This is a genomic window from Proteus faecis, assembly GCF_030286765.1.
Lineage (GTDB): Bacteria > Pseudomonadota > Gammaproteobacteria > Enterobacterales > Enterobacteriaceae > Proteus > Proteus faecis.
Map to the genome: position 1 here is coordinate 1 of NZ_JASVWV010000025.1, position 14,518 is coordinate 14,518.

The following is a 14,518-nucleotide window of genomic DNA, read 5'->3' on the forward strand; positions in this document are numbered from 1 at the left end:
ACGCAAGGGCATACTGGAATTACAAGCGGCGGGACTCGTCGTTTCTGCCCATGGAGGCCAGCGTAAATCCGTCACACAGACGGTTGCGGTCTAAGAAGTGGGAAGCCTCGCCCGACAGGGCGGGGAGTAGTCACAGGTAATACGTAATGGGCCATTTACTTCATCAGAGCGTTGATGTTCCATTGTCCACCTACTTTTTATTTATTGTTAAGTTATAAAATGCTTTATTTAATATAGATACTAAACCCTTATCTATTTAATAAGCAAAATATATTACTTAAGTAAAAAATAAGCCTGAAAATTCAGGCTTATAAAAGTGAATAATAAGAATGACTTAATTTTTATAAATTTTATCTTCTACTTGTTTCATTGAATTTAAGCCTGATTGTAAATCTTCTGGTGTCGCTTGTGTAAACCCTTCGGTAAAGGTTGCTGATAAATAAGCATCAACCATCATTTTGGCTTTGAATGGCGTAATTAATAACCCACCCATAGCAAGAATATTACAGTTATTTATAATTTTACAAAAACGAGCACTGGTCACGCTTTCACAAACACCACAATAAACATTTTTATGTTTGTTAGCACTAATACTTACGCCCATTCCTGTGCCACAGAAAACAAAACCAATATATTCAGGATGTTCAGAAATAATTGAGCCAACTTTATCACCCACATCACAATATCCAATAGGGTTGGATTCAGTGAGATCTTTTATTGTGTAATTTTTTCCTGATAAATACGATTTAATCGTATTTTTAAGTTCAAATCCTGAAGGATCAGCCCCCATAATAATTGTTTTATTTTCCATATAGCCTCCTAAATTAATTTAAGTACTACTGGTAAATATAAGTTATTGATAAAATTTAAATTTTAAGCAAATCTAAAAGATATTATTTATATTTAACCTAGATAAAGTATAGATTAAAATTCTATTATCTGTTTTTCAGTATGGGAAATTTACAAAAATGAAGAAGTAAAGAAATGGAAATTTATTCCATAAATGAGATAATTAACCAGAAGAATAAGCTAATCTAATTTTGTTATGTCATCAATTTAACTAATAAAAAAATAAAAGAGATATATCAAAGTAAATGTCTATATTGAAAGGGTTTCCCTAGTACAACTAAAATATAAAATAAAGATCAATAATATTACAGGATTAATGTTTTTATCTATACTCTTCAATATCTCTTAAAGGAAGTCAAAATAATTTAAATAAATATTGCTGTGGATTATCTTTACCAAAACAATCTACAAACTCATTCTAAGAAAATGGCTATTTTTTACCAATTCCAATATTGAATATCACATTCTATTTTGGCATCTTGGATAGTGAAGGGATAAATAGATTAGAAACAAAATAATAACACAAAAAATTAAATAATGCAGTAATACAAATCACTCAAATTTTTAGAAAGAAAACACCGCCTATTAATCAATATTTATAAATTAAAATAAAAAAAATACCGCAGATAGTTAACATTATCTGCGGTAATTATTTATTGTGCTCAGTAAAATAATCTATGCAATTATTTTACGCGCGATACGTATTCACCTGAACGAGTATCAACTTTAATAACTTCACCGATTTGAACAAACAGTGGTACTTTAACTACTGCGCCGGTACTTAATGTTGCTGGTTTACCGCCTGTACCTGCAGTGTCACCTTTTAGGCCTGGATCAGTATCAACGATTTCTAATTCAACAAAGTTTGGTGGAATAACAGCGATAGGACGATTATCCCACAGTGTTACGATACACTCAGCTTGGTCGATCAACCATTTAGCGTTATCACCAACGGCTTTCTCGTCTGCTGCTAATTGCTCGAAAGTTTCGTTGTTCATGAAATGCCAGAACTCACCATCGTTGTACAGGTAAGTTAAGTTGATATCCATGACATCTGCGCCTTCTGCAGAATCAGTAGATTTAAATGTTTTTTCCAGTAATTTGTTAGAAATCAGTTTACGCAAACGCACACGTGCAAATGCCTGACCTTTACCTGGTTTAACAAATTCACATTCAGTAATGACGGCTGGCTCGCCATCTAACATGATTTTAAGACCTGAACGAAAATCGTTGGTATTATAAGAAGCCATGAATATCCTCTAACTTTTTTAATTTAAAATGGCATAGCCAAAAAATGGCACACATTGTAACTCATAATCACCCCACCAGAGAAGTCTGGTTAACACAACTCGCGCAGGCAATCAGTGATCCTGTTGAATTACTCCAACTTTTAGCGTTGGAACATCACGAAGAACTCCAAAAAGGAGCTCAGGCGCGACGGCTTTTTCCGCTACGGGTTCCCCGTGAATTCGTTGCACGCATGAAAAAAGGCGATCCTAACGATCCATTACTTTTACAAGTATTAACTGCAAATGCTGAATTTACCATAACACCAGGATTTTCTACGGATCCGTTAGATGAGCAACAAAATGCGGTGCCAGGTTTATTACATAAATATCAGAATCGTGCATTGCTTCTGGTCAAAGGTGGTTGCGCTGTCAATTGCCGCTACTGTTTTCGTCGTCATTTTCCTTACGAAGATAACAAAGGAAACAAAGCGAATTGGCAAAAAGCAATTGAGTATATCAAAAATAACTCAAAACTCGATGAAATCATCTTCTCAGGGGGGGATCCTCTTATGGCGAAAGATGATGAACTTGATTGGCTAATAACACAATTGGAAGCTATTCCTCATCTTAAGCGTTTACGTATCCACTCTCGCTTACCTGTGGTTATTCCTGCACGTATTACTGACACGCTATGCAAACGCCTACAACAATCACGTTTGCAAAATATCATGGTATTGCACACCAATCATGCCAATGAGATTGATGATGCACTGAGAGAAGCCTGCTCAAAGCTAAAAAATGCCAATGTCACACTATTGAATCAAGGTGTGTTATTACGAGGTATCAATGACAGTGCTGAAGTCCTTGCCGATTTAAGTCGCGCACTATTTGATGCGGGTGTTATGCCGTATTACTTACATGTTCTAGATAAAGTGCAAGGCGCGGCTCACTTTATGGTGCCAGACAGTGAAGCTAGAGAAATTATGAAAGGACTTATGAGCTTAGTGTCTGGTTATATGGTACCCAAACTCACACGTGAAATCGGTGGTGAACCGAGTAAAACATTGTTAGATCTTGGGTTACGTCAGCAATAATCAATATCACAAAAACAAAAAAGCTGTAGCTCAATTCAAATAGATGAAGTGACTACAGCTTTTTTATCTATTAGTTAGCAGACTAATAAATAGTGAATAAATTAAATACCCTTATTGGCATTTATAAACTTGTCCACTCATTTTGCTATCTAATGGTGCAAAGCTATCAACAAAGCTACCTGCGCCAGTACCCACGTTAAAAATAACATTACCACCCATTGCAGCTGCTTTATTACGTAGATCGTTAGCAGCACCTCGCAGTGATTGGCTTTCAGTACGGGAACCTGATAACCAGTTATTTTGAACACCTGTCACTGTTCCTAATAATTGGCACTCACTGCCTGGTTGCGTATCAGTGATTTGTACCTGTGAGCCAGCAGTACTTAATGTGTTTGTTGCAGAACAGCCTGCTAGTAACAACGCTGCTGTAGCTCCCAATAACAATTTAATTCGCATGATCCCCTCATTTATTTGAGTGTCCGTTTAGTCATGACAACAATATACCTTGTCATCCCTATTATGCGCAAAAATAAATCATCATTGCTATCTCACATTAGCCAATAGCTTTAAGATATTATTTTCGCTTCAAACTTATTTTAATGTACAAATTCAGCTTTGAGATAGACAAAGCAATAATACCTCTATTCTACACCGCTTTTACGCTTTGAAAACGATCAGGTCTATTTTCAGCCTACACAGTGCGAGAATGAACACACAATTAGTTCATTTTTTAAAAATCATCAGACAATCAATCATCATTTAACGATTATAATGCTCTAATTTAATTCAAATGATGATTTAGCGCTTCCTCTTTTAAATCTAAATCTCTGGTGAGAAAAATATTTCTGTCTTGATTAGCGAATTTCTCAAAAGTATTAACAGCGGTCATTAAATCCATAGTATTACCTCAACGAAATCCCCCCTTATAGGGGAGATTTTGTGTATTAAAGGTATGATATGTGAATTATGTTAACAAATATAAGGTATGCAGGCTCTGATTCAAGCTCAAGAAGCAATAACACGTGCACAGTGTCGAGTTTGACAAGACGATCCCCAATATTTTTTTGAATTTTTGAAATGCTCTGACAGCTAAGCATTGATTTACAACAGCCATTTTCAAATCTCAATTGTATTTAGACATAAAAAAACCCGAGCCTAAGCTCGGGTTTTTCGTGTAAAACAGTTAGCTGATGAATGTCGGGTAGCAGCAGCGCATTACTGCGCCGCCGCCCCCTAAGAACCGTACATGCAAGTTTCCCCGCATACGGCTCAAGCCTTTATAAGCCCGCACTTCTGTTTGGGCCGACAACATTATAATTGTTGGACTAGCCCTTTGGCGGGAAAGGATCATTACCGTAAGTGTTTCGCTCACGAATTTTCCCATTCTCACCATGAATGAAAACTTCACTCCTTTGATTCTTAGCTATATCACGCGCAGCTTCAAAAGCTTCCTGCTGCGTGCGATGATGCGAAGTATCTCTGGAGTTATTTTCACCAAGTACCGCCCAACCATTACCTCTTTTAACTACATGTTGATTTTTACCTGCCATGGGTCACCTCCTTACAGTTTCATGACACTGTATAAATTACCATGACAACCATAAACAATCAATATATTGATCATTCAATAACAGAAAAACACCACATATAGTATTTAATCCACTTCATGGTTATGGATCAACCGATGACAATTCGGATGTAACATCATTAAATTATCGCTTTCGTCACCTCCTCCATCTACCCGTCTGATTATGTGATGGATATCCCAATCATCATTATCTCTGAATAGTTGGTGGCAGATCGGGCAACGATAGCCTTGCCGCTCCCAAATTAATCTCAGCTTTCCTCGCTGCATTTTCCCTTCTTTCCAGCGCTTAATTTGCCGCTGTTCAAAGTACAGTTCGTCAACCGGATCATATGGATTCGCCTCAGCCCTGATTTTAATATGCCTTTTAATCGGGATATCTTTGCAGGACACTAACCTTCTCAGGCCGTTATCCGCATCAATACTCTGGAATATCCAGTTCTCGCTCCCAACCGAATGAAAATACTTCTTTTTCACCCAATACTTGTTGCGATTCCCGTGCCGACGGCATGACCAGCGCCAGAGCAATTTCCAGACGCGATAGTCGATATAGCTGAACGTTTCTTTGGCAACAATATGACGATGATAGTTTGCCCAACCCCGTAATACTGGATTAAGTTGCCTTATCAAATCACCCTGTTTTGATGCCGAATTACGTTTCACTATTTGCCGGATTTTCTGAAGATGATTACGCAATCCCTTAGCAGCCGGCTTTATCAGCATTTTGCCACGGTACTTGCGTACATTCTGCCCCAGGAAATCAAACCCTTCCGAAATATGCGTTATCACCGTTTTTTCTGGTGATAATTGCAGCCCTCGTTCCGCCATAAATGCTTCAACAAGGGGTTTGATTTTATTCTCAAGTGACTCTTTCGAGATGCAAGTAATGATAAAATCGTCCGCATAACGCACATAATTGACCTTGGTTTTATAACTGGCTTTGGTGTTTTTCTTCCCGAAATGGGTTTCAAGCACCTCTTCCAATCCATCCAGAGCCATATTTGCCAGTACAGGGGAAATAATGCCTCCCTGTGGTGTACCAGCCTCTGTCGGGTGTAAACGACCGGATTCCATAAATCCCGCTTTAAGCCATTTCCTGAGTACCTGTCTATCCAACGGAATGTTGGCAAGTAACCAGTCATGACTGATGTTATCAAAACATCCTTTTATATCGCCTTCCAGTACCCATTCAGCAGAGCTTTTACGACTGAGATTAACAAAACATTGCTCAATCGCATCCGCCGCTGAACGAGCCGGACGAAAGCCATAACTGCTGCGATCTGCCTTAGTTTCCGAGATGGGATCAAGTGCCAGCAGGTATAGTGCCTGCATCGCCCTGTCCTTCATCGTCGGTATCCCCAAAGGACGGCATTTGCCGTTACTTTTAGGAATGTAAACCCGCCTTAACGGAGACGGCTTATAACCTGTCCGTTTAAGCTGATCGATCGCATACCATTTACTTTCGGGAGTGTTCCACAACTGGCGATCCACTCCGGCTGTCTTTTTGCCTCGATTTTCGGTAACCCGCCTGACAGCCAAAGCTTTGGCTGCAAACGAGCGCGTCAGCATTCTTTGCAGGGCTTTCACCCTGCGCCAATGCTTCTGCTTTGTTGCCTTTGCGATTCGTACCTGTAGCCCTCTGACCTGACGGTGTATCTGACACCAGTTAATCTGATGCCAGTTTTCCGCCCTGCCGGAAAGCGCAGGTACTTCTATTAACGTACTCAACTTGCTACTCTCCTCAGTGCTTTGGATTAGAAAGCCCCAAGCGAGAGCTGACAGATAGCCCCCTTGCAGGAGTTATCTTATGCTCCCGCAAGGGTTAGGTCAGAACAGAGAACTGCCCTGACCAACTTTCTGTCACGTTAGATTTGCTTTACAGTACTGCACACAATTAAAGACCAGTCGGAAGTCTGCCCCGTTTCCGGTAGAGGAACATTTAACCTCTTATCCATTCCATTACAGAACGGCATTCGCTTTCTCCAACCTCCTTTACCCGCACTCTCAACAGCTGGTCTTGCGACTCACCTGCCACATTGTGGCGAAAATACGGGCTTACCGAGTTCCGTACTCATGACACGGATCACTTAGGTTCTGCCTATACACCGAAGGTCTGTTGGTAACGTATTCCCAGATGTAATAGGAATAACCGACCTTGTACCTTTTGGTCACAGCATATCAGTAGCTTTTGCTGCTTGCGGCTGACGGTGCTTACGGACAGTTCACTTAACGTTAACCCTATGATCCAGCCTAGCCTCTCATTCACCTGCTACTGGTAAAATCCACTGTTTATCTCACGATAAATCGGCACCCAAACATCGGGGAGTACATTGTCAGAGCGCTCTCACACCTCACCATTACTGGCGACGCGCTGCTCCTAGGCTACTGTTAGTTACACAACAGGTCTGGCTTTGTATCAGATGCAATACAGTCAGACAATCATCAGCACAGCTTCACACCGGTAGGTGCTGGCGTACATAAATTTGATAGAGACGATGTTAACCCCGTTACATCACAAGCTAAAAAATCTACCTTGTTTCAACGTGTATCTTTTTGACGTTATAACAGAGATTAAGTGATAACCGTATTGATAGTTCAAATGGTTATCGCATTAAAACGCTGTTACACATTATTTAGAGAGGAATACTGACTTTAAAGTCCGCAACCAGAAATTAGTTCTTCACCAAGTGAAGAGCCGATGTCCGGGAGAATTTAAAGCCCGGAACATCGGACATATCATTATTATGCTATTTCGGCGGGGAATAGTGAGTACAACTATCAGTTAGTACTCACTATGGACGTAGCCCGCTCGGCTAGCTACCTACGCGACTCTCGTCGCACTACATCATGCCGCCCATTCCACCCATGCCGCCCATACCACCAGCGCCACCTAAATCCATTTTGTCTTCTTTAGGTAAATCTGTGATCATCGCTTCTGTTGTGATCATCAGACCTGCGATAGATGCAGCAAATTGTAGCGCAGAACGAGTAACTTTAGTTGGATCTAAGATACCCATATCAATCATATCGCCGTAATCATCAGTTGCAGCGTTATAACCGTAGTTACCTTCACCTGCTTTCACTTTGTTTACAACAACAGAGGGTTCTTCACCTGCGTTAGCAACGATTTGACGCATTGGAGATTCCATTGCACGTAATGCAACACGGATACCGACTGTTTGTTCTTCGTTATCACCAACCATCTCACGCAGAGCGTTAGCAACACGAACCAGAGCAGTACCACCACCAGCAACAACGCCTTCTTCAACTGCTGCGCGAGTTGCATGCAGAGCATCGTCAACACGAGCACGTTTTTCTTTCATTTCAACTTCAGTTGCCGCACCAACTTTAATGACTGCAACGCCGCCTGCTAATTTAGCAACGCGTTCTTGTAATTTTTCACGGTCATAATCTGAAGTCGCTTCTTCGATTTGTTGACGAATTTGCGATACACGACCACTGATTGCGTCTTGATCACCTAAACCATCAATAATGGTTGTTGTATCTTTGTTGATAACAACGCGTTTTGCTTGACCTAAGTCTTCTAATGTTGCTTTTTCTAACTCCATGCCGATTTCTTCAGAAATCACTGCACCGTTAGTTAATGTTGCGATATCTTGCAGCATTGCTTTACGACGATCACCAAAGCCAGGAGCTTTAACAGCGGCAACCTTAACAATACCACGCATATTGTTCACAACTAATGTTGCCAATGCTTCGCCTTCAACATCTTCTGCAATGATAAGCAGAGGTTTGTTAGCTTTAGCAACAGCTTCTAAGACAGGCAGTAATTCACGGATGTTAGAAACTTTTTTATCAACTAACAGAATGAATGGGTTTTCTAATTCTGCTGTGCCCGTTTCAGGTTTGTTGATGAAGTAAGGAGACAGATAACCGCGGTCAAACTGCATACCTTCAACAACATCTAGCTCATCTTCTAAGCCAGTACCTTCTTCAACGGTGATAACACCTTCTTTACCTACTTTATCCATCGCTTGCGCGATCAGAGTACCGACGGTTTCATCAGAGTTAGCAGAAATTGTACCAACCTGAGCAATCGCTTTAGTATCTGAACATGGAACAGACAGTTTTTTCAGTTCTTCGACTGCTGCAACAACAGCTTTATCGATACCGCGTTTCAGATCCATTGGGTTCATACCAGCGGCGACTGCTTTTAAGCCTTCGGCAATGATTGATTGTGCTAATACTGTTGCAGTTGTAGTACCATCACCTGCCGCATCATTGGCTTTAGAAGCAACTTCTTTCACCATCTGTGCACCCATGTTCTCGAATTTATCTTCGAGTTCAATTTCGCGTGCAACAGATACACCATCTTTAGTAATAACAGGTGCGCCGAAAGATTTATCTAAAACAACGTTACGACCTTTAGGACCTAAAGTTACTTTAACTGCATCTGCAAGAACATTAACACCACGTAACATTTTATTACGAGCATCTACACCGAATTTGACGTCTTTAGCTGCCATCGTATATTTCCTTTGAATTCGTTCAGTTTAAGAAGATCTTAAAAGAGAAAAATTATTCTTCTACAATTGCTAAAATGTCACTTTCAGACATGATAAGCACGTCTTCGTTATCAATTTTTTCTGTTTTAACGCCATAACCGTCGTTAAAAATTACGATATCACCAACTTTAACATCCAGCGGTTTAACGTCGCCGTTTTCCATAATACGGCCTTGACCCACGGCTAAAATTTCGCCACGAGTTGATTTACCCGCTGCAGTGCCAGTTAGTACGATACCGCCTGCTGATTTAGCTTCGACTTCTTTACGTTTAACAATAACACGGTCATGTAATGGACGAATCTTCATTAATAGTGCTCCTATAAAAAAGTCCATATCAGGATTAAGGTTGATACCAGTGCCCAAGATGAACCAGTACCATCACGATACAGGTGGGGGCATCAAGTAAAACTTCAAGGGGAGAAGTGTGATTTTTTTTCAAATTTTCCCCATTTCAGTTGATTATGCTTTCGGCTGATTACTTTTTGTCAGAAAAATGGTCGTTATTCTGATTTTCAGCCTTATTATTCAGTTGGTTACTCGGTGAATCCTCTTTACGCTGAAACTCGCCTTCAAATGTTGTTCCATTTTGATTAGACGAAAATCCACTTTGACCATGACCTGCTGAATAAACACGAATACGAGAAATCAATTTAGTCACTAACAGTGCTTGCAACGGTGGTAGTAATAACAGCAAACCCAGAAAATCAGTAAAGAACCCCGGGATCAACAGTAAAATACCTGCCAATATTAACGAAACACTTTTCACCATTTCTGCAGCAGGCACTTCACCCACTGCAAGTTTTTGTTGCATTGATGCAATATTTTTTACGCCCTGGTTTTTTACCAGTGAGATACCAACACAAGAAGTCAGCACCACAAGGAATAGTGTTGTCAGTACGCCAATAGAAGATGCTACATTGACGAAAATAACAGCTTCTACATAGATAAGAAGACAGATAACAATTAATGGGAGCCAACGCACTTGGTTCTCCTTTTTTATAAAAAAGATTCATATTATTAATAGAAAGGAGTGTGAACTACATCTAAGGTGATGGTTTACAAACTCGCTTTTTCTTAGTTTATCTACATAATAGTGGGGAGCCTAATACTCCTTTTCAAGGGGCGTTAAAAAGAGAGTTAGAACTGTAAAATCCATGAGATAGATCACAAAAAGAAAATATTTAGACGTTATTTACTTATAAAGTGATCCAGCTTAAAGGTATTTGTTCACAACCCGAATATGATCGTGTCAGTACCAAGCAAAACGGTAAGTTATATTACATTATTAACCGTTAACGATATATTTTATTAACAAGCGCATAACTAGACAGTTAAAATTTTAATAAGAAGGTTCTCATGTCAAATAAAACTCGTATCGAAGAAGACCTGTTAGGTAAAAGAGAAGTTCCTGCTGATGCTTACTATGGCGTCCACACTTTACGTGCTATTGAAAACTTCTACATCAGTGATCGTACCATCAATGATGTTCCAGAATTCATCCGCGGTATGGTAATGGTGAAAAAAGCTGCTGCATTAGCAAACAAAGAACTCCACACTATTCCTCGTGAAATCGCTGATACGATTATCAAAGCCTGTGACGTTGTATTACAAACAGGTAAACACATGGATCAATTCCCAGTTGATGTATTCCAAGGCGGTGCTGGTACTTCATTAAATATGAATACCAACGAAGTTATCGCAAACATCGGTCTGGAATTAATGGGTCACCAAAAAGGTGAATACCAATACCTGAACCCAAATGACCACGTCAATAAGAGCCAATCAACAAACGACGCTTATCCTTGTGGTTTCCGTGTAGCGGTTTATAACTCTATTATCAAATTAACTGAATCTATCGAACTGCTGAAAGCAGGTTTTGATAGAAAAGCGGTTGAGTTCAAAGACATCCTGAAAATGGGTCGTACTCAATTACAAGACGCTGTACCAATGACTTTAGGTCAAGAATTCCATGCTTTCTCTGTACTGATGAAAGAAGAAATCAAAAACCTGAAACGCACTGCTGAGTTACTGTTAGAAATGAACTTAGGTGCAACTGCTATCGGTACTGGTCTGAATACAGCACCTGGTTATCAAAAACTGGCGGTTGAAAAACTGGCAGAAGTAACTGGTTTAGCTTGTGTTCCAGCAGAAGACTTAATTGAAGCAACTTCTGACTGTGGTGCTTATGTAATGGTTCACGGCGCGTTAAAACGCTTAGCTGTGAAAATGTCTAAAATCTGTAATGACTTACGTTTACTGTCCTCTGGCCCTCGTGCAGGTCTGAAAGAAATCAATCTTCCAGAACTGCAAGCAGGTTCTTCAATCATGCCAGCTAAAGTAAACCCAGTAATTCCAGAAGTTGTTAACCAAGCTTGCTTTAAAGTTATCGGTAATGACACTTGTGTGACTATGGCTGCTGAAGCAGGTCAATTACAATTAAACGTAATGGAACCAGCTATCGGTCAAGCAATGTTCGAATCAATCTCTCTGTTAAGCAACGCTTGCCGTAACTTAGTAGAAAAATGTGTTGATGGTATCACTGCGAATAAAGAAATCTGTGAACACTTCGTATTTAGCTCAATCGGTATCGTTACTTATCTGAACCCATTCATTGGTCACCATAACGGCGACATCGTTGGTAAGATTTGTGCAGAAACAGGTAAGAGCGTACGTGAAGTTGTTCTAGAACGTGGTTTATTAACCGAAGAACAACTGGATGATATCTTCTCTATCGAGAACTTAAAAAACCCGGCTTACAAAGCAAAACGCTTCGATGATTAATAATTGTGTTTTATAACATGACACTGTTAAACATAAGAATGAGCTCTTAAAAATACAAGGCACGGACTCTTTAAGAGACGTGCCTTTTTACTTGATTGTAAAAACAAAAATTTAACTTATCTTTCTCATTTTTTTAATTATCTCAAGGAGTAAACGCTATGCTAGCCGTAGAATTGATTATCGTTCTGCTGGCCATTTTCCTCGGTGCGAGACTTGGGGGAATTGGTATCGGGTTTGCCGGTGGTTTAGGGGTTTTAGTTCTAGCCGCTATCGGTGTTAAACCTGGTTCAATCCCTTTTGATGTTATCTCCATCATTATGGCTGTTATTGCCGCAATCTCTGCGATGCAGGTTGCTGGTGGTTTGGATTACCTTGTTGGCCAAACTGAAAAACTGTTAAGACGTAATCCAAAATACATCACAATTCTTGCGCCAATTGTGACTTATTTCTTAACTCTATTTGCAGGTACAGGGAACATCTCTTTAGCAACACTGCCAGTTATCGCTGAAGTTGCAAAAGAACAAGGCATCAAACCTTGCCGTCCTTTATCAACTGGTGTTGTTGCAGCTCAAATCGGTATTACTGCATCACCTATCTCTGCAGCGGTTGTCTACATGGCATCTGTCATGGAAAACCCAGCAATGGTTGGTGAAGGTAACACAGTAAGCTACATCACTCTGCTGTCTATCTTATTACCAGCGACTTTCCTTGCTATTATTCTGATGTCATTCATCGTGTCTTGGGTATTTAACTCAAAACTGTCTGATGATGCAGTCTATCGTGAGCGTTTAGAACAAGGTCTGGTTGAGTTACGTGGTAGCCAAGCACGCAGAGAAACCTTACCAGGTGCTAAATCATCAGTAATGCTGTTCTTACTGGGTGTTGTCTGTGTTGTTACTTATGCAATCATCAACAGCCCAAGCTTAGGCATCGTGAAAGAACCGTTAATGAACACCACTAACGCCATTCTGATCATCATGCTGAGTGTTGCAACGCTTATCACTGTTTTCTGTAAAGTTAAAACTGACAACATCCTTAACTCAAGTACCTTTAAAGCAGGTATGAGTGCATGTATTTGTATTCTGGGTGTTGCATGGTTAGGTGATACTTTCGTTTCAAGCAACATTGATTGGATCAAACTGACTGCGGGTGATTTAATCACTGGCCATCCTTGGTTATTAGCCGTTATTTTCTTCTTCTGTTCTGCACTGTTATATTCACAAGCAGCAACAGCGAAAGCATTAATGCCAATGGCTTTAGCTTTAGGTGTATCTCCATTAACTGCAATTGCTTCTTTCTCTGCAGTTTCTGGTCTGTTCATCCTGCCAACTTACCCAACACTAGTTGCGGCAGTTCAAATGGATGACACAGGTACAACTCGTATCGGTAAATTAGTCTTCAACCACCCATTCTTTATCCCTGGTACAATTGGTGTGGTATTAGCTGTCGGATTTGGTTTCCTCTTCGGCGGTATGATCCTGTAGTTTGAAGTAAAAAATTAAAACATTGCAAAAAAGTGCTTAGCGCTTAAAAGAAATAAAAAATAAGAAAATACCCTGTCGCAAGATGGGGTATTTTCATTTTACCCAGTCGCCTCTTGCTTTCATTTTCAGTTAAAGTCTGCTAATTATGGTGTTTTCGTGACAAGGTGATTTAAGGAGATATCCGTGCAACGTGAAGCGTTATTAGACCACGTACTTATCAAGCTAGAGCAATACGGCTTAGCTGCAACTTTACCGGAGCTTCTTCAAGATTCAGGTATCAATGAATCTCAACTTTATCCATTCTGGCCAGATAGAGATGCCTTAATTTTTGATTGCCTCCGCCATCACGGACAACAAATTGATATTTGGCAACGCCAAGTCATGTTAGATGACGAACTAACTATCGAACAAAAATTACTGGCACGTTATGATCAACTCGCCATGCGTTTAGAAAAAAATCGATTCCCTGGTTGTTTATTTGTTGCAGCATGTAGTGCTTACCCAGATGAACATTCTCAAATCCACCAATTAAGCCAACGTCAAAAACAAAGCTCGCTTGATTATTCCAGAACGCTACTGCGCAAACTTGATATTGAAGATAGCGAATTAGTCGCTAAACAAATGGAACTCATCTTAGAAGGCTGTTTAAGCCGTTTAATGGTGAATCATCATTCCGATGATATTATTACAGCAAAATTATTGGCAGAGGATATTCTTAAGATAGCTCAATGCCGTAAAAATGGCGCATTAAGTTAGCGAAAAACGCCGTAAACCCTCGCCCAATGCGGGCGGGGATATAAGGCGAAAAGCCCGCAGGGCTTTAAAGATCAATCAGGCGTTGGCTGACTCTGAACGTAGGCTCTGAACGTTTCAATCGTTGCCACTCCGGTGCTACAGACAAAGTACGATCTCGACCACAAAAGCCCCGTTTTACTTTGCATCCGTAAATGTGTGTTTTGCTGCCGGAGC

At 40.2% G+C, this 14,518-nt stretch carries 13 protein-coding genes and 1 pseudogene; 5 read left to right on the forward strand and 9 right to left on the reverse strand.

Features of this window, described 5'->3' with window-relative positions:
- Positions 1-94, forward strand: a pseudogene (locus tag QSH13_RS17610) (RNA-guided endonuclease InsQ/TnpB family protein); the annotation flags it as partial.
- Positions 95-334: 240 nt separating this feature from the next.
- Here QSH13_RS17610 and QSH13_RS17615 read toward each other — a convergent pair.
- Positions 335-811, reverse strand: a complete 477-nt coding sequence (locus QSH13_RS17615; protein WP_109396365.1) for an RpiB/LacA/LacB family sugar-phosphate isomerase — start codon at positions 809-811, stop codon at positions 335-337.
- 721 nt (positions 812-1,532) lie between these two features.
- Positions 1,533-2,099, reverse strand: a complete 567-nt coding sequence (gene efp, locus QSH13_RS17620) for an elongation factor P (RefSeq protein WP_006536168.1) — start codon at positions 2,097-2,099, stop codon at positions 1,533-1,535.
- A gap of 44 nt (positions 2,100-2,143) precedes the next feature.
- Between efp and epmB the strand changes: the two genes are divergently transcribed.
- Entirely contained in the window at positions 2,144-3,172 is a 1,029-nt protein-coding gene (gene epmB / locus QSH13_RS17625) for an EF-P beta-lysylation protein EpmB (protein ID WP_109396364.1), read from the forward strand.
- Between the two features lie 111 nt (positions 3,173-3,283).
- Here epmB and QSH13_RS17630 read toward each other — a convergent pair whose 3' ends face one another.
- The 6 genes from QSH13_RS17630 to QSH13_RS17655 all read right to left on the reverse strand — a co-directional run bounded on the left by QSH13_RS17630 (position 3,284) and on the right by QSH13_RS17655 (position 10,266).
- Positions 3,284-3,628: a DUF4156 domain-containing protein gene (locus QSH13_RS17630; protein ID WP_006536171.1), complete on the reverse strand. Its 345-nt coding sequence runs from the start codon at positions 3,626-3,628 to the stop codon at positions 3,284-3,286.
- 869 nt (positions 3,629-4,497) lie between these two features.
- Positions 4,498-4,722, reverse strand: a complete 225-nt coding sequence (locus tag QSH13_RS17635) for a DUF2188 domain-containing protein (protein ID WP_001556379.1) — start codon at positions 4,720-4,722, stop codon at positions 4,498-4,500.
- 104 nt (positions 4,723-4,826) lie between these two features.
- A complete protein-coding gene (gene ltrA, locus QSH13_RS17640; RefSeq protein WP_286039413.1) occupies positions 4,827-6,485 on the reverse strand; it encodes a group II intron reverse transcriptase/maturase in 1,659 nt (552 codons plus the stop codon).
- 1,112 nt (positions 6,486-7,597) lie between these two features.
- Positions 7,598-9,244, reverse strand: a complete 1,647-nt coding sequence (gene groL / locus QSH13_RS17645; protein WP_109396362.1) for a chaperonin GroEL — start codon at positions 9,242-9,244, stop codon at positions 7,598-7,600.
- Positions 9,245-9,296: 52 nt separating this feature from the next.
- Positions 9,297-9,590 carry a co-chaperone GroES gene (locus tag QSH13_RS17650; protein WP_036914050.1) on the reverse strand — a complete coding sequence of 98 codons (294 nt, stop codon included), beginning with the start codon at positions 9,588-9,590 and terminating at the stop codon, positions 9,297-9,299.
- Positions 9,591-9,759: 169 nt separating this feature from the next.
- Entirely contained in the window at positions 9,760-10,266 is a 507-nt protein-coding gene (locus tag QSH13_RS17655; protein ID WP_109396361.1) for an FxsA family protein, read from the reverse strand.
- Positions 10,267-10,640: 374 nt separating this feature from the next.
- Here QSH13_RS17655 and aspA point away from each other — a divergent pair, with 374 nt between their 5' ends.
- From aspA to dicD, 3 genes are all read left to right on the forward strand, one after another.
- Complete coding sequence (gene aspA / locus QSH13_RS17660) at positions 10,641-12,065, forward strand: aspartate ammonia-lyase (protein WP_109396360.1); 1,425 nt, start codon at positions 10,641-10,643, stop codon at positions 12,063-12,065.
- A 158-nt stretch (positions 12,066-12,223) separates the two neighbouring features.
- On the forward strand, positions 12,224-13,549 hold the full coding sequence (locus QSH13_RS17665) for an anaerobic C4-dicarboxylate transporter (protein ID WP_100158899.1): 1,326 nt from the start codon (positions 12,224-12,226) through the stop codon (positions 13,547-13,549).
- Positions 13,550-13,732: 183 nt separating this feature from the next.
- Entirely contained in the window at positions 13,733-14,305 is a 573-nt protein-coding gene (gene dicD / locus QSH13_RS17670; RefSeq protein ID WP_109407217.1) for a division control transcriptional repressor DicD, read from the forward strand.
- 71 nt (positions 14,306-14,376) lie between these two features.
- On the opposite strand, the gene QSH13_RS17675 is transcribed toward dicD, so the two are convergent.
- A partial coding sequence (locus QSH13_RS17675; RefSeq protein WP_286039414.1) for a transposase occupies positions 14,377-14,518 on the reverse strand: 142 nt, incomplete at its 5' end.